Source organism: Mesorhizobium sp. Root695, assembly GCF_001428185.1.
Taxonomy (GTDB): domain Bacteria; phylum Pseudomonadota; class Alphaproteobacteria; order Rhizobiales; family Rhizobiaceae; genus Mesorhizobium.
The window spans coordinates 185,691-203,517 of the sequence record NZ_LMHO01000034.1; the positions used below are offsets into that span (position 1 = coordinate 185,691).

The 17,827-nt window shown below is 63.2% G+C and carries 21 protein-coding genes; 12 read left to right on the forward strand and 9 right to left on the reverse strand.

The genetic code is table 11. The features are described 5' to 3' along the window. From tsaD to ASD99_RS24370, 6 genes are all read left to right on the forward strand, one after another. A complete protein-coding gene (gene tsaD, locus ASD99_RS24345) occupies positions 1–1,086 on the forward strand; it encodes a tRNA (adenosine(37)-N6)-threonylcarbamoyltransferase complex transferase subunit TsaD (protein ID WP_200951041.1) in 1,086 nt (361 codons plus the stop codon). Next, positions 1,083–2,099 carry an NAD(P)H-dependent glycerol-3-phosphate dehydrogenase gene (locus tag ASD99_RS24350; RefSeq protein WP_057145166.1) on the forward strand — a complete coding sequence of 339 codons (1,017 nt, stop codon included), beginning with the start codon at positions 1,083–1,085 and terminating at the stop codon, positions 2,097–2,099. The genes tsaD and ASD99_RS24350 overlap by 4 nt, the downstream gene beginning before the upstream one ends. A gap of 36 nt (positions 2,100–2,135) precedes the next feature. Beyond that, complete coding sequence (locus tag ASD99_RS24355) at positions 2,136–2,432, forward strand: YciI-like protein (protein WP_057145167.1); 297 nt, start codon at positions 2,136–2,138, stop codon at positions 2,430–2,432. A gap of 103 nt (positions 2,433–2,535) precedes the next feature. Beyond that, positions 2,536–2,961 carry an EVE domain-containing protein gene (locus ASD99_RS24360; protein WP_056585846.1) on the forward strand — a complete coding sequence of 142 codons (426 nt, stop codon included), beginning with the start codon at positions 2,536–2,538 and terminating at the stop codon, positions 2,959–2,961. Beyond that, the gene (locus tag ASD99_RS24365; protein ID WP_200951040.1) at positions 2,916–3,614 is read left to right on the forward strand and encodes a class I SAM-dependent methyltransferase; all 699 of its coding nucleotides are present in this window, start codon (positions 2,916–2,918) and stop codon (positions 3,612–3,614) included. The genes ASD99_RS24360 and ASD99_RS24365 overlap by 46 nt, the downstream gene beginning before the upstream one ends. Before the next feature lie 55 nt (positions 3,615–3,669). Next, positions 3,670–4,023, forward strand: coding sequence for a DUF1761 domain-containing protein (locus ASD99_RS24370; RefSeq protein WP_057145168.1), 354 nt, complete (start codon positions 3,670–3,672; stop codon positions 4,021–4,023). Positions 4,024–4,039: 16 nt separating this feature from the next. Here ASD99_RS24370 and gcvA read toward each other — a convergent pair whose 3' ends face one another. Further along, on the reverse strand, positions 4,040–4,960 hold the full coding sequence (gene gcvA, locus ASD99_RS24375) for a transcriptional regulator GcvA (protein ID WP_057145169.1): 921 nt from the start codon (positions 4,958–4,960) through the stop codon (positions 4,040–4,042). Positions 4,961–5,090: 130 nt separating this feature from the next. Between gcvA and ASD99_RS24380 the strand changes: the two genes are divergently transcribed. After that, positions 5,091–5,366, forward strand: a complete 276-nt coding sequence (locus tag ASD99_RS24380) for a hypothetical protein (RefSeq protein ID WP_057145170.1) — start codon at positions 5,091–5,093, stop codon at positions 5,364–5,366. A 24-nt stretch (positions 5,367–5,390) separates the two neighbouring features. Here the strand turns inward: ASD99_RS24380 and ASD99_RS24385 are convergent, their stop codons facing one another. After that, positions 5,391–5,906, reverse strand: coding sequence for a L,D-transpeptidase family protein (locus ASD99_RS24385; RefSeq protein WP_056585836.1), 516 nt, complete (start codon positions 5,904–5,906; stop codon positions 5,391–5,393). A gap of 165 nt (positions 5,907–6,071) precedes the next feature. On the opposite strand from ASD99_RS24385, the gene ASD99_RS24390 reads away from it, so the two are divergent. From ASD99_RS24390 to ASD99_RS24405, 4 genes are all read left to right on the forward strand, one after another. After that, entirely contained in the window at positions 6,072–6,755 is a 684-nt protein-coding gene (locus ASD99_RS24390) for a response regulator transcription factor (RefSeq protein ID WP_013528898.1), read from the forward strand. 120 nt (positions 6,756–6,875) lie between these two features. Beyond that, complete coding sequence (locus ASD99_RS24395) at positions 6,876–7,331, forward strand: Crp/Fnr family transcriptional regulator (RefSeq protein WP_056585833.1); 456 nt, start codon at positions 6,876–6,878, stop codon at positions 7,329–7,331. A 55-nt stretch (positions 7,332–7,386) separates the two neighbouring features. Then, complete coding sequence (locus tag ASD99_RS24400) at positions 7,387–7,851, forward strand: GNAT family N-acetyltransferase (RefSeq protein WP_244497883.1); 465 nt, start codon at positions 7,387–7,389, stop codon at positions 7,849–7,851. A 104-nt stretch (positions 7,852–7,955) separates the two neighbouring features. Continuing rightward, entirely contained in the window at positions 7,956–9,050 is a 1,095-nt protein-coding gene (locus ASD99_RS24405) for a glycosyltransferase family 9 protein (RefSeq protein ID WP_082583411.1), read from the forward strand. Between the two features lie 191 nt (positions 9,051–9,241). On the opposite strand, the gene ASD99_RS24410 is transcribed toward ASD99_RS24405, so the two are convergent. The 3 genes from ASD99_RS24410 to ASD99_RS24420 form a co-directional block, all read right to left on the reverse strand. Further along, positions 9,242–10,048 (reverse strand): exodeoxyribonuclease III, encoded by an 807-nt coding sequence (locus ASD99_RS24410; RefSeq protein WP_056585827.1) that lies wholly within the window; start codon positions 10,046–10,048, stop codon positions 9,242–9,244. A gap of 167 nt (positions 10,049–10,215) precedes the next feature. Then, the gene (locus ASD99_RS24415; RefSeq protein ID WP_057145173.1) at positions 10,216–10,899 is read right to left on the reverse strand and encodes an outer-membrane lipoprotein carrier protein LolA; all 684 of its coding nucleotides are present in this window, start codon (positions 10,897–10,899) and stop codon (positions 10,216–10,218) included. Positions 10,900–11,050: 151 nt separating this feature from the next. Then, entirely contained in the window at positions 11,051–13,714 is a 2,664-nt protein-coding gene (locus ASD99_RS24420; protein ID WP_057145174.1) for a DNA translocase FtsK, read from the reverse strand. A 201-nt stretch (positions 13,715–13,915) separates the two neighbouring features. On the opposite strand from ASD99_RS24420, the gene ASD99_RS24425 reads away from it, so the two are divergent. Beyond that, positions 13,916–14,287, forward strand: coding sequence for a hypothetical protein (locus ASD99_RS24425; RefSeq protein ID WP_057145175.1), 372 nt, complete (start codon positions 13,916–13,918; stop codon positions 14,285–14,287). 91 nt (positions 14,288–14,378) lie between these two features. Here ASD99_RS24425 and ASD99_RS24430 read toward each other — a convergent pair whose 3' ends face one another. From ASD99_RS24430 to tesB, 4 genes are all read right to left on the reverse strand, one after another. Beyond that, positions 14,379–14,654, reverse strand: coding sequence for a hypothetical protein (locus ASD99_RS24430; RefSeq protein ID WP_056585821.1), 276 nt, complete (start codon positions 14,652–14,654; stop codon positions 14,379–14,381). Between the two features lie 269 nt (positions 14,655–14,923). Then, positions 14,924–16,279, reverse strand: a complete 1,356-nt coding sequence (locus ASD99_RS24435) for an ammonium transporter (protein WP_056585819.1) — start codon at positions 16,277–16,279, stop codon at positions 14,924–14,926. Between the two features lie 31 nt (positions 16,280–16,310). Then, the gene (locus ASD99_RS24440) at positions 16,311–16,649 is read right to left on the reverse strand and encodes a P-II family nitrogen regulator (RefSeq protein ID WP_056585818.1); all 339 of its coding nucleotides are present in this window, start codon (positions 16,647–16,649) and stop codon (positions 16,311–16,313) included. Between the two features lie 217 nt (positions 16,650–16,866). Further along, entirely contained in the window at positions 16,867–17,742 is an 876-nt protein-coding gene (gene tesB / locus ASD99_RS24445) for an acyl-CoA thioesterase II (RefSeq protein WP_057145176.1), read from the reverse strand. Between the last annotated feature and the right edge of the window lie 85 nt (positions 17,743–17,827).

The window sequence follows — 17,827 nt, forward strand, 5'->3', positions numbered from 1 at the left end:
ATCCGCGTGCTGGGCATAGAGACGAGTTGTGACGAGACCGCCGCAAGTGTCGTGGCGCTGGACGGCGACGCCGCGCCAAAAATCCTCTCCAACATCGTGCTCAGCCAGATCGAGGAACATGCCGCATTCGGTGGTGTCGTGCCGGAGATCGCGGCGCGCGCCCATGTCGAGGCGCTGGACGGCATCATCGAGGCGGCCCTTGCCGATTCGGGCGTGTCGCTCGCCGACATCGACGCGATTGCCGCCACCGCCGGTCCCGGCCTGGTCGGCGGGCTGATCGTCGGGCTGATGACGGCCAAGGCGATCGCCGCGGCGGCAAACAAGCCGCTGATCGCCATCAACCACCTCGAAGGCCATGCCTTGACCGCACGGCTGACCGACGGCCTCGACTTTCCCTATCTGCTGCTGCTGGTCTCGGGCGGTCACACGCAGATCCTCGCCGTGCGTGGCGTCGGCGACTATCAGCGCTGGGCAACGACCATTGACGATGCGCTCGGCGAAGCCTTCGACAAGACGGCCAAGATGCTCGGCCTGCCCTATCCTGGCGGACCGAATGTCGAGAAGGCGGCACGGGCCGGCAATGCCTCACGCTTTGCCTTTCCGCGTCCGATGAAGGGCTCGGCGCAGCCCGACTTCTCCTTCTCCGGCCTCAAGACCGCCGTGCGCCAGGCAGCGACTGCCATTGAGCCCTTGAGCGACCAGGATGTCGCCGACATCTGCGCCTCGTTCCAGGCGGCGGTCGCCGATGCGCTGGCCGACCGCGTTTCTCGCGCGCTGACGCGCTTTCGCGAGACATTTCCCGGCACCAGGAACCCGGCGCTGGTCGTTGCCGGCGGTGTCGCCGCCAACCGCACGATCAAGGCGATGCTGGAGCGACTCTGCGGCGAGACCGGCTTCACCTTTATTGCGCCGCCGCTGAAACTTTGCACCGACAATGCAGCGATGATCGCCTGGGCGGGCGTCGAGCGGCTACGCGCCGGCATGACGCAGGAGAACGGCTTCGATTTCGTGCCGCGCTCGCGCTGGCCGCTGGACAGCATCTCGACACCGATGGTCGGTTCCGGCCGGCGCGGGGCCAAGGCATGACTGACCAGGATATGAACAGTCCAGACAAGAGCGGCTGGTGTGTCAGCGTGCTCGGCGGCGGCGCCTGGGGCACCGCGCTGGCGCTGGCGATGCTGCGCGCCGGTCATTCGGTCCGGTTGTTCGCGCGCGACCCGGAAACCGTCGCTTCGATCGGGCGTGGCGAGAACCCTCGCTATCTGCCCGGCATCACTATTGCGCCCGGCATCGAGGCGACGAGCGACATCAAGGTGGCACTTGCCGGCGCCGATTGCGTGCTGGCGGTGACGCCGGCGCAAGCGCTTCGGGCAACGCTGGCGGTCGCCAAAGCCCATATGCCGACCGGTATCCCGCTGGTTCTCTGCGCCAAGGGCATCGAGCGCGACACGGGCGCCTTGTTGTCGGCAATCGTCGAAGAGATCCTGCCGCAAAATCCGGTCGCCGCTTTGTCCGGCCCGAGCTTCGCCACCGATGTCGCCCGCGGCCTGCCGACGGCCGTTGTGGTCGCCGCCCGCGACGAGGCATTGGCTGCCGATCTCGCTGCCCGCTTTTCCGCCGAGAACCTGCGCTGCTATTCGAGCGACGACCTGATCGGCGTCGAAATCGGCGGCGCCTTGAAGAACGTCTTCGCCATCGCCGCAGGTGCTGTCACCGGCGCCGGTCTCGGCGCCAGCGCCCAGGCCGCCATGGTGACGCGCGGCTTTGTCGAACTGCGCCGCATCGGCGCCGCCTTCGGCGCCAGGCCGGAGACCTTGATGGGGCTTTCCGGCCTTGGCGACCTGTTGCTGACCTGCTCGTCGGCCCAGTCGCGCAATTTCGCCTACGGGCTGGCGCTCGGGCAAGGCAAGCCGCTGGCCGGATTGCCGCTGGCCGAGGGCGTGCCGACGGCGGCGATTGCTGCCCGCATCGCCACCGAGCGCCACATCGACGCGCCGATCATTGCCGCCGTCGCCGCGATACTGGACGGCACCATCACCATCCGGCAGGCAGTGACGGCTCTGATGACCCGGCCGCTGAAGACCGAAACCAACGATTGATCCCCACGACTTGATTCAACGACCAGGAGAACGATCATGTTGTTTGCTTTGATCTGCAAGGACAAGCCAGGAAACCTGCAGGTACGCCTCGACACCCGGCCCGCCCATGTCGTCTTCATCGAAGGCCTGAACAGCGAAGGGAAGCTGGCCTTCGCCGGTCCTTTCCTCGACGCCGACGGCAAGCCGAACGGCACTCTCGCCGTCATCGAGGCTCCGGATATGGCTGCGGCTCGGGCCCTGGCGGCTGCCGACCCCTACGCCAAGGCCGAGCTGTTCGAAAGTGTCGAAATCCGCCCGTGGAACTGGACGTTCAACAAGCCGGCGGCTAGTTAATCCCGGTCGTTGGCGCGCGAACGCTAGAGCAATTCCAGGAAAAGTGTGAAACGGTTTTCCGTCCGGAATTGCGTTAAACAAAGAGCCTAGGAGGAGCAAGGACATGAACTACTGGCTGTTCAAATCGGAGCCATTCAAGTTCTCCTTCGAGATGCTGAAGGCCAAGGGCAAGGCCGGCACGCAATGGGACGGCGTGCGCAACTACGCCGCACGCAACAACATGAAGGCGATGCAGGTCGGCGATCTCGGCTTCTTCTATCATTCCAACGAGGGACTGAACGTGGTCGGCATCGCCGAAGTCTGCGCGCTGGCCCATCCCGACACCACGTCGGATGACCCGCGCTGGGAGTGCGTCGACATCCGCGCGGTCCAGGATGTGCCCAACCCGCCGACGCTGGAAGAGGTCAAGGCCAATCCAAAGCTTGCCGACATGGCGCTGGTGCGGCTCGGGCGGCTTTCCGTGCAGCCGGTGACGCCGGCCGAATGGAAGGAAGTCTGCCGCATGGGCGGCTTGACGCCGGCTCCGTGACGGCGCTGACGCCCAACAGCGCGAAGCAGTTCATTCTCGACAACACGGCGCTGATGACGTCGCCGCACGTGCCGGAAATCCTGCTTCATCTTGCCGACGAGGCGCATGATCTGTGGCAGCGGACCGAGGACGAGCTGGTCGAGATCGGCCTGCCGCCGCCCTTCTGGGCCTTTGCCTGGGCCGGCGGCCAGGGCCTTGCCCGCTATGTCCTGGACAATCCCGGCACGGTGCGGGGCAAGCGCGTGCTCGACTTCGCCTCCGGCTCAGGCCTCGTCGCCATCGCCGCCGCCAAGGCAGGTGCTGCCAGGGCGATAGCCACCGACATCGACCCGTTCTGCGCGACCGCGATCCGCCTCAACAGCGAGGCCAACGATGTCGCGATCGAATTTCTCGGCACGGATTGTATCGGCACCGATGGGGGTTGGGACGTGATTCTGGCCGGCGACGTTTTCTATGACAAATCCTTCGCCGACCGGCTGATGCCGTGGTTCGCAACCCTGAAGGCGCGTGGCGCCGAAATCCTCGTCGGCGATCCCGGCCGGTCATATATGCCGAAGGCGGGGCTGGAGCCGCTTGCGGTCTATGAAGTGGCAGTCACGCGGGCACTGGAGGATTCCCTGGTCAAGCGCACGACTGTCTGGCGGTTTGCTTGACGCCAACGCCGAACAGGCGTTCCATCACAGCCGCATCGGAGGGGGAAGCTGATGGATTTTCGGCAGTAAACTGGCTGGCCGTGAGCCCTGGCTGAAGGCCGCAAAGCTTGACCCGGCCACGATGAAGAAATCGCCGCTGGCCTTCGTCATCAGCTTCGTCGCCGAACTGGTCATGGCCTACATCATGGCCCTGGTTGTCGGCGCGATGACGGGTGGCGAGCCGACACTGCTTGCCGACCTGGTCATCGGTTTCGTGCTTTGGCTGGGCTTCGTCGCCACGACGCTCTCGGTCAACCATCGCTACGAGAATTTCGGCTGGGACCTGACCCTCATCGACAGCGGCCACTGGCTTGGCGTACTGCTGATCATCGGCGCCGTGATCGGCTGGTTCGGCGCCGCGGCAAGCTGACCGCTTCCCGCGATCGTCAGGTCCGCGTCTTGGCGACTTCCTCGAGAATCCATTCGCGAAAGGCGACGATACGCGGATCGTCGGCCGCACTCTCTGGATAGACCAGGAAATAGGCGAACTCGGGAGCTATCCGCAGGCCGAGTTCAAAAGGCTGCACCAGCCTTCCTTGGGAAAGGTCGTTCGCCACCATGGCGAAATCGGCGAGCGCGACGGCATTGCCGTCGAGCGCTGCCTGGACGGCGTCCGTGGAGTTTCCGAACACGATGGTCCGGCTGTCGTCGAAATCGTTGACGCCGACCGCCGCCATCCACATCCGCCAGTTCGGCCATGTCACGCCTTGTCGCGACCATTCGATATGGGCAAGCGTGTGATTGAAAAGATCGCGCGGCTCGCGCAGCGGCGGACCGGAGGTCAAGAGGCTCGGGCTGCACACCGGAATGAGGATGTTGTCGAACAGCCGGTGGGCGCGCAGGCCCGGATATTTACCGGCGCCGAAACGGATGCCGACATCGACGTCATCGAGTTCGAAATCCCGCACTTCATAGGCGATGTCGAATCGCAACTTGATAGCGGGGTGATGCTTGCGAAAATCGTCGACGCGCCGCATCAGCCATTTTGACGCGAACTGTGCATCCAGCGTCACTTTCAGCAGCGCGGTGCCGCGCGTCAGCTTTTGCGCCCGCGAAACGGCCCGGCCAAGCAGGTCGAGCGCGTCGATCGAGGCCTCGAACAGCACCGTGCCAGCCTCGGTCAGCCGGATGGTGCGGCTGGTGCGCGTAAACAGCACCAGTCCGAGCTGATCCTCGATTTCCTTGATCTGGTGGCTGACGGCGGCTGGCGTCAAGCCCAGCTCGTCGGCGGCACGGGTGAAATTGAGGTGCCGGGCCGCTGCTTCCAGCGTCCTCAAGGCGCGAGTTCCTGGCAGAAGGCGGGCCACGCTATCCTCAAATAAAACTTGATGATCCAGAGAAAACTACTCGTTTCTCGCAGGGATTTCAATCTGGCATGATCCAGTCATCGATACATCAACAAGCCGGATTTGATATCCGGAGAGCGCGGATCACACCATGTCCATCATCGCTTTGAATTCGTCGAAACCCCGTCCGAACTGGCTGGCCGAGAGCCTCGACTGGCTGCGTCACGCCCGGGTCGCGATCAATCTCCCGCACCAGAATGTCGAAGACCTTTCGGACCGGCAACTGCGCGACGTCGGCGCCAGGCGCAAGGACATCGCACGCGCCATGGACCGTGAGATGGGCCGCCTCGGCCTTCTCGACATCGGCTGGCAGCAGCCGCGAAGGTCAGGGAATAGGCAGAAGGAAATAGGCAGTAGGGAAAATTAAGTCAGCGCCCCTACTGCCTACTGCCTACCTCACCACCCTCACCACAGTCCGATCCGACAGCAGCGGCAGCAGCCGCGCCATTGTTTGCGCCGTGACGGCCACACAGCCTTGCGTCGGCGTGAAGCCGGGGCGCGCCAGATGGAAAAAGATGGCGCTGCCGCGCCCGCGCCGGCGTGGCGACAGGTTCCAGTCGAGCACTAGGCAGGCGTCGTAGAGCCGGTCGTCGCGCCGCATGCGTTCGTGGCTGGCGCCATAGGGAATCTTGACCGGCCTGTTGTAATTGCGATCGTCGGGCACTTCGCACCAGCCCAGGTCGGGTCCGATCGGCGTCATCGCCAATCGGGTCTTGCGGCCGCTGGAGAACTGGTCTCCCCGGAAATATCCTGACAGTATCCGCATCGAGGCCAGCGGCGTGGCGCCGTCGCCTTCGCGCTTGTCCGCCGAGATGCCGCCCCGCCCCAGCGCACACGCAAACACCGTTTTGCCGGCCTGCAGCAGACCTTGGCTTGGATGGCCGGGCCGGGCCCGCACGGTCAGCACGCGCAGCCCTTTTCGCAAAATTGCGCCGGCTGCATTGCGATCGTGTTTTTTCTTGTATGATCGTGCCACGGAACAAATCACTGTGATCGGCTGTTGTGCCGGTCAGCTTCCGCATAAACAGGCAGCGGTCAACTGAATTTTCTTTTCAAAACAACGGATTGATCCATGACTTCACGCACCATTCTGATCGTCGACGACGATGACGACCTGCGCGGCACGCTGGTCGAGCAATTATCCCTTTATGAGGAATTCGATGTGCTGCAGGAATCGACCGCGGCAAAAGGTGTCGCCGCGGCGCGCGGCGGCCTCATCGATCTGCTCATCATGGATGTCGGGCTGCCTGACATGGACGGCCGCGAAGCGGTGAAGATCCTGCGCAAGGGCGGCTACAAGGCGCCCATCATCATGCTGACCGGCCACGACACCGATTCGGATACGATCCTCGGTCTCGAGGCCGGCGCCAACGACTATGTGACGAAGCCGTTCCGCTTCGCCGTGCTGCTTGCGCGCATTCGGGCGCAATTGCGCCAGCATGAGCAGAGCGAGGACGCCACCTTCTCGGTCGGGCCCTACACCTTCAAGCCCAGCCAGAAACTGTTGCTCGACCCGCGCGGAGGCAAGGTGCGGCTGACAGAGAAGGAGGCCTCGATCATCAAATATCTTTATCGCGCCGACCAGAAAGTGGTGACGCGCGATGTGCTGCTCGAGGAAGTGTGGGGCTACAATTCCGGCGTCACCACGCACACGCTGGAAACCCATGTCTATCGGCTGCGTCAGAAGATTGAGCGCGATCCTTCCAATGCTGAAATTCTTGTGACAGAAAGCGGTGGCTACAAGCTGGTTCCTTAAACATTTCATTATCCAATGAGCGGCCGGGGCGGGGCCGCTTTCGGGTACGATCCAGTTGGAGGGGGGTTTGGATCGACCCGCAGAGGAGGGATTGGACTGACCGTTCGGGGACACAGCTAGATGGCGTTGGATGACGACATCCGCATCCTGTCCGCCGTGAGGCTCTTCGAGGGCTTCACGCAGGAACAGTTGCGCCTGCTCGCCTTCGGCGCCGAGAACACCAGGCTGAGCGCCAACCACAAGCTATACCGCGAGGACGACGAGGCCGATTCGGCCTATATCGTCGTCAGCGGACGCATCGTGCTCTACCGGGAGCACGATGGCGAACGCATCCCGATAGGCACGGCCGGCCCCGGCACGATCCTGAGCGAGCTGGCATTGATCGCCGATACCAACCGGCTGACCAGCGCGTCGGCCGAGATCGATTCGGAAGTGATCCGGCTCAGCCGCAAGATGTTCCGCCGCATCCTGGAGGAATACCCCGAGGTCGCGGTCAAGCTCCACCAGCGCATCTCCGAGGAATTTCAGGCGATGATCCGCCGCATCGAGGAACTGGCGCCACGCTTCTCCGGCTAAGGCGCACATAGACTTTCAGCTTGTACGCGCTACCGAAAATGACCTGCCCTTCGTCATGGCGACCGAACGGCGCGAGGGCTACGACGCCCTTGTCGGGCGCTGGGACGAAACGCGTCATCGCGAGGCCCTTTTCGACGACAGTCATGCCTATTTTGTCGGCGTCGACGGTTCAGCGCCGATCGGCTTCGTCATCCTTCGCCAATGGGCCTCTGCCGAGCGCGTGACGCTGGTCAAGCGCATCGCCGTCGCTGCACCAGGACAAGGCCACCGCAGAATGCTGCTGGCGGCGACGGTTGATCGGGTTTTCGTCGAGACCGACGCCTATCGGCTCTGCATTGGCCTTTTCCCGGACAATCATCGCGCCCGGCGCGCCTACGAAGCTGTCGGCTTCACGGCTGAGGGCATTTCGCGCGGCAGCGTCTTTTTCAAAGGCGTGCACCGCGACGAGTTGGTCATGGCGCAACTGCGGCCGGAGTGGGAGGACCGCCGACGGGTTGGTCATCCCACTGCCCGGACCTGAGCGGCGAGGTTCCGTTGACAGGCTAGAGGTGAAATCCTACAGAACCTCGAAGGCGGGCGGCCTAGCAGGCACCGCCACCACCAAGCTCCTGGGGGGAGCGAGGCATGCTGTCAGCTCGGTACGAGACGATTATCTTGTATTCCCGCAACGACGCGTTCGGCGACGGACTGGTCCGGATTCCGGCTTTGCGCGCCGCCAGAACGGCTTTCCCCGACAGTTTTATCGTCTACGGAACCACCGGGTCATCAACCCTTGAGCATGTGCTCAATCGCCATGTCCACCACCTGGTCGATGCGATCAATGTTCGGACGCCTCTGATGCAATTGGTGGCCAGCCACCGTAAGGGCAAGGAGCGGTTGGCCGTCGTCGATTTCCGCATCTCGGGGCGCTGGCTGATCCAGACCTGGGCCTCGCTGCTCGGCCGCGGCATCGCCTATGAAGCGAACTTCCCGGGCTTCGCTCTTTCCTGGCGCCCCGGTCAGAAACCCGAAGCACGGCCCGAGCGCAATGCATGGCGCTACCACCGCCTCATTGAGCGTCTTGCCGGCAGACGGTTGCCTTTCGACCATCGGCTGGAACCCATCCCGGCCGCGCGGGCGGCGGCCAGGACCCTGGCGGGCGGCAAGCATGCTCCATTGATCGTCATCGCGGCGCATGGCGATGGCGGCAAGCGATTGACCGCGGATCAGGTTGTCGCGGTATCCGCCAGCATGATCGCCGACGGGGCAAACCTCATCTATGTGAAAACACCTGGTGATGGCCCCGATATGGCTGAACTGGCCCAACGCGTGCCGAAGTTGCGGCTTGTCGATTTTACTACGGTCGAGGGCGTCAATGTCAGCGACGTTCTACTTGCGCTCGGAGAGTTTGCCGATCTCTACATTGGCGCCGAAGGCGGTACGGCGCATCTGATGGCTACGGTGATGACACCGATGATAATCGTCAGTGGCGGTGCCAGCATGGCGCGCTGGCGGCCGCTTTCGAACTGCGTGGACGTAGTCGAATCCCGCCATGCAAGTCCAACCGGCCTGGTCGCAAATGTCCCGGCGCCCAAAATCATCGAAGCGGCGCAACGGATGTTGGCGACGCGCCACCGCGACCACCCCCATCTGCTGGATCACGCGAACAAGACAGGCCCCCTGTCCGCGCAGCCGTCTTGGGACAACGACCTGCACAAAGACTTGAAGCGCGTCGTTTGAACCCCTTTGGACCCAGCGCAGCTTAAGGTGTGTTGAGATTCAGGTCAGGCCGAGCCGAAAATGGCTGATACAGAGAACCGGAGCGGAGCGTACTTTTGGGTATGTGAGCACAGTTCTACCGCGACGCGGTAGAACGAGGAAGCGCAGGAGGCCGTCATTTGCAGGCCGGCCTCACCTGAATATCGACAGACCTAATCCAGATCGAACCGCGCGATAACAGGCACATGGTCCGACGGGCGCTCCCAGCCGCGCGCCAGGCGCAGAATCTCGTAGCCGGCAAAATCGGGAACCAGATTCGGCGACGACCAGACATGGTCGAGCCGCCGGCCGCGGTCCGAAGCTTGCCAATCCTGCGCGCGGTAACTCCACCAAGTGTAGAGCTTCTGCTCATGCGGCACATTGAGCCGCATCAGGTCGACCCAGTTGCCGGCGAGGCGCATCGCCTCGAAATTTTCCGTCTCGACCGGCGTATGGCTGACCACGTTGAGCAATTGCTTGTGCGACCAGACGTCGTGTTCGAGTGGGGCAATGTTGAGGTCGCCGACCAGCACCGAGCCGGACACATCGTCATGCTCCGCCCGGATGGCATTCATCTCGGCGACGAAATCGAGCTTGTGCTTGAACTTCCTGTTGATGACGGGATCCGGTTCGTCGCCGCCCGCCGGAACGTAGAAATTGTGCAGCAGGATCGCCTTGCCGCCGGCCCGCACGTTCACCGAGAGGTGCCGGCTGTCCTCGATCTCGCAGAAACGCCGCTTCTCAACCACCGCGATCGGCCGCCGCGCCACCGTCGCGACGCCGTGGTAGCCCTTCTGACCATGGAAGGCGATGTGCTCGTAGCCGAGTTTGCGGAAGGCCTTTTCGGGAAACAGTTCGTCGGGAACCTTGGTTTCCTGCAGGCAGAGCACGTCAGGCGCATGCTCGACAAGCAGGCGCTCGACGATCGGCATGCGCAGCCGAACGGAGTTGATGTTCCAGGTGGCGATGGAGAAGGGCATTGGCAATCCAGGACAGCGTGCGGCCGGCCAGAACCGATGGGCCCTGACGGGGAAGACGCCTTTTGACGGAGTCAGTCCGGGAAACTGCCAGCCGCAAGCCGCAAAGACAAGCCGGCCAACGCCCGACGAGGCGCGGCCCGGTGCTTTCCACAGCTATAACGGCAGGGTTAGCGCGACTTGTTGGTGTTGAGCTCGCGATTCGCGGTGTAGTCGATGGCGAAAGTATCGGGGGCGAAGCTGACGCCTTCCTTGGTGTTGAAGATCATCACCGTTGTGTCCTTGCCCTGCGCGTCGGTGATCGTCCACTGTCGCAAATCAAAGGTTTTAGGGTCGAACATCATCGTGATCTTCGAATTGCCGAACACCGATTTGTCGGCGAGTTGGATGGTGGTGAGGTCATCCTCCTGCTTGACGCTTTTGACGCGGTCGCCAGAGAGGTCGATCCTGGTGTCGAGCAGCAGCTTCAGAGGCGTCTTCGACAGCGGATAGAGATCGGACGTGTTGAGCTTCTTGTTCAGGATGACGACCGACTCGCCGTCTGAAATCACCCGGAAGTTCGAAGAGCCGTCATAGTTGAAGCGGATCTTGCCCGGCCGTTCGAGGAAGAACTTACCGCCGGTCTGCTCGCCCTTGGGGCCGAACTGCACGAATTCGCCGCTCATCGATTTCACCGAGGAAAAATGGTCGGCGATCTTCTGTGCCGCGGCCGGCACGGCCGCCTGCGCCGAAGCCAGCACCTGGAAGCCGGGCACCGCGTTGAAGGCTGCCGCCCCTGCAAGCGCCAGGCCGAGGCCCAGCAACTGACGCCGGGAGGGAGCAAATTTGCTGAGCGCTGAAGGATCATTTTTCATGTCGGTCACTCTCATCTGATTCCTGAGTTGTTCTGTGCTTGGACCCCCAGTTAGGCTGAAGTTTGGCGGGTCAGGCGTTCCTCAGTCGCTTCAACGTCTTGAAAGGTTCAAGGTTGCCAGACCGGGATGTCACAAGTGTCAGGCCTTCTGGTCAGAACTTGTCCTCTTCGGTCGGCACCAGGATCTCGCGCTTGCCGGCATGGTTGGCCGGGCCGACGATACCTTCCTTCTCCATCTTCTCGATGATCGAGGCGGCGCGGTTGTAGCCGATGCCCAGCCGGCGCTGGATATAGCTGGTCGAGGCCTTGCCGTCGCGCAGCACCACGGAAACCGCCTGATCGTAAGGATCGTCGGAATCCTCGAAATTGCTGTTGCCGCCACCGCCACTGGCTCCACCCTTGCCTGACGGTTCGTCGTCGTCCTCGCCGTCATCCTCGGTGATGGCATCGAGATATTCGGGCACGCCCTGCAGCTTCAGATGCGCGACGATCTTCTCGACTTCTTCGTCGGCGACGAACGGGCCGTGCACGCGCTGGATACGGCCGCCGCCGGCCATGTAGAGCATGTCGCCCATGCCGAGCAGCTGCTCGGCGCCCTGCTCGCCCAAAATGGTGCGGCTGTCGATCTTCGACGTCACCTGGAAGGAGATGCGGGTCGGGAAATTGGCCTTGATGGTACCGGTGATGACGTCGACCGACGGGCGCTGCGTGGCCATGATGACATGGATGCCGGCGGCGCGCGCCATCTGCGCCAGGCGCTGCACGGCACCCTCGATGTCCTTGCCGGCGACCATCATCAGGTCGGCCATCTCGTCAATGATGACGACAATATAGGGCATCGGCTCGAGATCGAGGTTCTCGGTCTCGTAGATCGCCTCGCCGGTCTGGCGGTCGAAGCCGGTCTGCACGGTGCGCGATATCTTTTCGCCCTTCTTGTCAGCCTGGGTGACACGGGCATTGAAACCGTCGATGTTGCGCACGCCGACCTTGGACATCTTGCGGTAGCGATCCTCCATCTCGCGCACGGTCCATTTCAGCGCCACCACCGCCTTCTTCGGATCGGTGACGACAGGCGTGAGCAGATGCGGGATGCCGTCATAGACCGAGAGTTCCAGCATCTTCGGATCGATCATGATCAGCCGGCAATCCTGCGGCGTCAGCCGGTAGAGCAGTGACAGGATCATGGTGTTGATGGCGACCGACTTGCCCGAGCCGGTGGTGCCGGCGACCAGCACGTGCGGCATCTTGGCGATGTCGACGATGACCGCCTCGCCATTGATGGTCTTGCCCAGCGCCAGCGCCAGCTTGGCCTTCGTCGTCTCGAAGTCGCGGCTGGCCAGGATCTCGCGCAGATATACGGTTTCGCGCTTGGCGTTCGGCAGTTCGATGCCGATGGCGTTGCGGCCCGGCACCACGGCGACGCGGCAGGCGATGGCGCTCATTGAGCGGGCGATGTCGTCGGACAGGCCGATGACCCGCGACGACTTGATACCAGGCGCCGGTTCGAGCTCATAGAGGGTGACCACCGGACCCGGACGGACGGCGATGATCTCGCCCTTGACGCCGAAATCCTCCAAAACGCCTTCGAGCAGGCGGGCATTCTGCTCCAGCGCATCCTTGGACAGGCTGGCGTCGCGCACCACGTTCTTCGGTTCCGACAGGAAATGCAGCGACGGCATTTCGAACTTTTCCGAGCCGATCAGCGATGTCTGCGCCTCGCGCTGCACGCGGGCGCCCGGCACGGGGCGCGCCGCCGGCGCCTCGACACGGGTGGCGGCATCGGAGCGGAACGGCTGGACCTTGGCGGTCGGCGCCGCGCGTCGCTGGATGGCGGGCTCCTCCTGCTCGAAATCCATGTCGTCGTCGACGTCGAAGATATCGGCATCGTCGGGGTCGAGCGAAGCGCTGCGGTCATTGACCATGGCGGCGAAGAATTCGGGCTCGACGCGGGCGCGGCCATCCTGGCTCATCCGCTGCTCGGCGAACTCGGCCGATTCGACCCGTTCGGCGGCGCGCCGCCAGGCAGTGGAGCGCTGCTCCATCTCCGGTTCGTACTCGTCCCGCTCCTGCCTGCGGCGCACGGCGCGGCGGTGCATCCACGCGCGGAACGAGAGCCACCAATGAGTAATTGCCCCGAGCGCCAGGATGCCCTCGTCGCCTTCATCCTCGTCATTGTCGAACAAAAGGTCGTCCTCGCGCGGATCGGCGGCAGGCTCGTCCTCCATGACGGCGAAGCCGTTCTTGCGTCCGATCAGCGCCGAGCCAAGGGCAAAGAGCCACAGCGCGGGTGCGGCCAGCAGAACAGCGATGATGCTGGCGATCAGCCCGGTTGGATAGCCGCCGATGATGACGCTGGGGATCTTCAGCACCATGTCGCCGAACACGCCGCCGAGGCCGGTGGGCAACGGCCAGGTCTTGGGCGGCACAACGCAGCCGGCCATTGCAGCCGCCAGCAGCGCGAAGCCGAACCAGGACAGCCCGCGTTTGGGCAGCCTGTCGACGCCGCGCGCGGAAAACAGCAGGAAGCCCCAGATGACGGCCGGAACCAGGGCCGCGACAGCGGCGAGGCCGAAGAACTGCATGGCCAGGTCGGAGAACACAGCACCCGCATAGCCCATGGCGTTGGTGACGGTGTTGTTCGTCGCGTGCGAGAAGCTCGGATCGGCGACGTTCCAGGTGGCAAGGCTGGCCACGCCAAAGGCGGCCAGCACAAACAGGCCGGCGCCGACCAGCCGCCCGACCTGACGCCGCGCAAACGCCTGGATGCCGTGCCCCGTATCGGCCAGCGCAAGCGGTGCTGAAGCCCCTGAACGCATGCTCTTCCCCGTCTGTCATGGACTCGCCGGGTGCGTGGCGCACTTCGGCAGATTCGGGTGTCAGACTATCGGCGGGAAGGTTAAGGGCGCATTAACTATAAGAGGTTGAGATGATCAAACCTCGTTACCGCCGGTTGAGCCGCTTGCTGCCCGAGGAATAGCCGAGAGCGGGCCGCAGGGGTCACCAATTTGGGGAGAGGCATGCAATCCGTCTTCCTTCGCGTGGCGGCTCTGGCCTGGGCGGTGCTCAGTCTCCTGCTCGCCCTGCACTGGTTTGTCGAACTGGGCATGGTGGGCTTCCCGGATGGCTACGTGACGCCCTTTGCCAGAGCGACCGGCCCGCTCCTGCACATCCTCGCCACAGCCTGCCTGGCACAAGGCCTGTATTTTCTGTGCAAAGGTCTTTTCGGCAAGGGATTTGGAGTGCCGGGCCTCGGCCTGCAGATTCTGATCGCCGCAGTCCTGACGGTGGCGCCCGTGCTGATTGTCAGGAATTGCCCCCAGTCCCGGACGTGCAGCAGTGCCTATGAGGCGCTGACAGGCACCATGATGGACGACGGTGCCGGCGGATAGAGCTGCCGCTGAACCAAACAATGGCGAGCCTGCGAGCCCGCCATTGGTCGTTTGGCAACAAAGATCGGGCCTCGGCCCGATCACGGCAAGATCAGTTGGCGCCGCCGAGCGCCTGGACATTCGCGCAGAATTCGGCGTGCGGCTTGCTCATCGCCGCGTCGTTGCATTCCTTCTTCATCGCTTCCTGCTTTTCCATCGGCATGGCCATGAAGGCTGTCTTGAAGTCCGCCATCGGCTTCATGGTTTTCATGCTGGAATCCGTGAAGAACGGCGCCATGTTGTCGGGCTCATCGAGAGCACCGGCAAATGCCGTGCCGCTGACCATGGCAAGAGCGAGCGCTCCGAGGCAGATGGTCTTGAGGTTCATGAGATGGTTTCCTTCCCTGTTGTTTGGCACGAGCATCAAAACGACGATCGTCCCCACAGTTCGGAACCAGAGCGGTCGATGTTTCCTCAAAAATCTTGATCACACGAACGTGATTGTCCGTATCCCGGCATTGGCAGGGTGATTGTACCAAAAAAAGAAGCCCGGACGTGATCCGGGCCTCAATGCGTGAACTCCTTTCGGGAGTGTCACGACGGGATTCTTGGGGCCGGCGGGAGGAGGGTTCCGCCGGCCCCGTGGCCAAGCTGGCCTTACGGCACCACTTCGCCATGCTGGGAGATGTCGAGGCCTTCGACCTCTTCCTGTGTCGTCGGACGCAGACCGACCAGCGCCTTGACGATGTAGAGGATCACGAAGGTGGCAATGCCCGTCCACACGATGGTGACGGCAACGCCGTAGATCTGCTTGCCGAGCGAAGCGCCTGCACCGAGGCTGTTGATCGCCGGGTCGGCGAGCACGCCGGTGAGCAGGGCGCCGATGATACCGCCGACGCCATGCACGCCGAAGGCATCGAGCGAGTCGTCATAGCCGAACATGTGCTTGACCTTGACCGCCGAGAGGTAGCAGACGACGCCGGCAACGATGCCGACGATGAAGGCGCCGGTCGGGTTGACGAAGCCGGAAGCCGGCGTCACCGCGACCAAGCCGGCGACGGCGCCCGAGATGATGCCGAGCACGGAAGGCTTCTTGGCGACAATCCATTCGGCGAACATCCAGGCCAGAGCCGCCGCGGCGGTGGCAACCTGGGTGTTGAGCATGGCAGCGCCGGCAAGGCCGTCGGCAGCCAGTTCCGAGCCGGCATTGAAGCCGAACCAGCCGACCCACAGCAGCGAAGCGCCGATCACCGAATAGACCAGGTTGTGCGGCGCCATGTTGGTGGTGCCGTAGCCTTCGCGCTTGCCGAGAACCAGTGCGCAGACGAGACCGGCGACACCGGCGTTGATGTGGACGACCGTGCCGCCGGCAAAGTCGAGCACGCCAGCCGTGCCGAGGAAGCCGCCGCCCCAGACCCAATGCGCGATCGGCACGTAGACGACCAGCAGCCACACCGCCATGAAGATCAGCAGCGCCGAGAACTTCATGCGCTCGGCGAAGGCACCGGCAATCAGTGCCGGGGTGATGATGGCGAAGGTCATCTGGAACATCGAGAAGACGAATTCAGGAATATTCGCGACGCCCGGCAGCCACAGCGAGGCAGTGGTGATGCCGTGATGGAAGAATTTCGAGGTGCCGCCGATATAGCTGTTCACGCCGCCGCCGTCCGAGAAGGCCAGCGAATAGCCGAACATGAACCACAGCACCGTCACCAGGCAGGTGATGGCAAAGCTCTGCATGATGGTGGCGAGCACGTTCTTCTTGCGCACCATGCCGCCGTAGAACAGCGCAAGGCCCGGAATGGTCATCATCAGCACGAGCGCCGTCGAGGTCAGCATCCAGGCGGTGTTGCCGGTGTCGAGCACCGGGATCGGGGCAGCAGCCGGCGCGGCCGCGGCTGCGGCAGGAGCCGCTTCCTGCGCGAAGGCGGCGACCGTGCCCAATGCTGCGAGAACGAGCGAACCCAAAAAGGCGGCCCGTCCCGTCGTCTTCAAGGTGGAAGGAATATTCATTGAACTCTCCATTGGAATACGTGATCGCCGCTCAGAGCGCGTCGGTGTCTGTTTCGCCGGTGCGGATGCGCACCGCCTGATCGATGCCGAAAACGAAGATCTTGCCGTCGCCGATCTGGCCTGTCTTGGCGGCGGCGGTGATGGCTTCGACGGCCTTGTCGACCATGTCGGTACTGACCGCGACTTCGATCTTGATCTTCGGCAGGAAGCTGACCGCGTATTCCGCCCCGCGATAGATTTCCGTATGCCCTTTCTGACGCCCGTAGCCTTTGACTTCGGTGACGGTCAGGCCCTGGATGCCGACGGCGGTAAGCGCTTCGCGTACCTCGTCGAGCTTGAACGGCTTGATGATTGCCATCACGATTTTCATAAGGTTTCACCCTTTGCTGTTGCGGTCCCCCGCGTTTGCACACCTTCACCGATCCCAAAGAGCCGGAGAGTGCCCACGAGGATTCAAGCTCCGTGCCAAGTGCCGAAGCTGGGTGTTAACTCGTTGTAAACAAAGAGATTGAGGAGCGTTCCGACGCAACCTGCTCACAGCTGCGGCGATCCATATGCTTAAAAATTAGGCAATTTTCCGAAAATGCCTACTCTGGAGGCGATCGCTTGAGCCGGATCAGCCCTTCCTGCGCAACCGAGGCGATCAGCCTGCCGTCGCGGGCAAACAGTGACCCGCGCGTAAAGCCGCGCGACCCCTGCGTCGACGGGCTGTCCTGCGTGTAGAGCATCCAGTCGTCGAGCGCATGGCTGCGATGGAACCACATGGCGTGGTCGAGGCTCGCCGCCTGGATATCGCGGTCAAAAATGGCGCGGCCATGCGCGAAAGTCGATGTGTCGAGCAGTGTCATGTCGGAAAGATAGGCAAGCACCGCTGCCTGGATGGCGCGATCCGCCGGCACCGGACCGGTGGTGCGGATCCAGATGTTCTGTTTCGGCTCCAGCTTCTCGCGGCTCGTGTAATGCTTCAGCATCACTGGCTTCATCTCGATCGGCCGGTCGCGCACCCAGTAGCGTTTGATGCCTTCGGGCACCGCCTCGCCGAACTTGCCCAGCAATTCGCGCTGCGACAGCAACGTGTCCGGCCCCGGAACGTCCTGCGGCATCGGCACCTGGTGCTCGAGGCCGACCTCGTCCTGCTGGAACGAGGCTTCCAGCGAAAAAATCGCTTGGCCGTGCTGGATCGCCACCACGCGTCGCGTTGTGAAGGAGCCGCCATCGCGGATGCGGTCGACCTCGTAGACGATCGGCACCTTGGTGTCACCGGGCCGCATGAAATAGCCGTGCAGCGAATGCACACGGCGATCGGGATCGACGGTTCGCTGCGCCGCCACCAGCGCCTGGGCAATGGTCTGGCCGCCGAAGACGCGCTGCCAGTCGAGCTGGGGGCTGCGACCACGATACAGATTGTGTTCCAGCTTCTCGAGGTCGAGAATGCCGAGAAGCTCGTCCATGGCTGCCGTCATATTTCGCGCCCTCGCCGCAGAAGTGGTATGGCGGTTTCCGACAGGACGGACAGGCAGTCAAGGGCGCAAGACCCGGCCGGCGCGC

Coding starts and splice junctions, on each gene's coding strand:
- ASD99_RS24350 (WP_057145166.1), top strand. CDS start 1,083: ATGACTGACCAGGATATGAACAGTCCAGACAAGAGCGGCTGGTGTGTC.
- ASD99_RS24355 (WP_057145167.1), top strand. CDS start 2,136: ATGTTGTTTGCTTTGATCTGCAAGGACAAGCCAGGAAACCTGCAGGTA.
- ASD99_RS24360 (WP_056585846.1), top strand. CDS start 2,536: ATGAACTACTGGCTGTTCAAATCGGAGCCATTCAAGTTCTCCTTCGAG.
- ASD99_RS24365 (WP_200951040.1), top strand. CDS start 2,916: ATGGAAGGAAGTCTGCCGCATGGGCGGCTTGACGCCGGCTCCGTGACG.
- ASD99_RS24380 (WP_057145170.1), top strand. CDS start 5,091: ATGTCCATCATCGCTTTGAATTCGTCGAAACCCCGTCCGAACTGGCTG.
- ASD99_RS24390 (WP_013528898.1), top strand. CDS start 6,072: ATGACTTCACGCACCATTCTGATCGTCGACGACGATGACGACCTGCGC.
- ASD99_RS24395 (WP_056585833.1), top strand. CDS start 6,876: ATGGCGTTGGATGACGACATCCGCATCCTGTCCGCCGTGAGGCTCTTC.
- ASD99_RS24400 (WP_244497883.1), top strand. CDS start 7,387: ATGGCGACCGAACGGCGCGAGGGCTACGACGCCCTTGTCGGGCGCTGG.
- ASD99_RS24405 (WP_082583411.1), top strand. CDS start 7,956: ATGCTGTCAGCTCGGTACGAGACGATTATCTTGTATTCCCGCAACGAC.
- ASD99_RS24410 (WP_056585827.1), bottom strand. CDS start 10,048: ATGCCCTTCTCCATCGCCACCTGGAACATCAACTCCGTTCGGCTGCGC.
- ASD99_RS24415 (WP_057145173.1), bottom strand. CDS start 10,899: ATGAAAAATGATCCTTCAGCGCTCAGCAAATTTGCTCCCTCCCGGCGT.
- ASD99_RS24420 (WP_057145174.1), bottom strand. CDS start 13,714: ATGCGTTCAGGGGCTTCAGCACCGCTTGCGCTGGCCGATACGGGGCAC.
- ASD99_RS24425 (WP_057145175.1), top strand. CDS start 13,916: ATGCAATCCGTCTTCCTTCGCGTGGCGGCTCTGGCCTGGGCGGTGCTC.
- ASD99_RS24430 (WP_056585821.1), bottom strand. CDS start 14,654: ATGAACCTCAAGACCATCTGCCTCGGAGCGCTCGCTCTTGCCATGGTC.
- ASD99_RS24435 (WP_056585819.1), bottom strand. CDS start 16,279: ATGAATATTCCTTCCACCTTGAAGACGACGGGACGGGCCGCCTTTTTG.
- ASD99_RS24440 (WP_056585818.1), bottom strand. CDS start 16,649: ATGAAAATCGTGATGGCAATCATCAAGCCGTTCAAGCTCGACGAGGTA.
- tesB (WP_057145176.1), bottom strand. CDS start 17,742: ATGACGGCAGCCATGGACGAGCTTCTCGGCATTCTCGACCTCGAGAAG.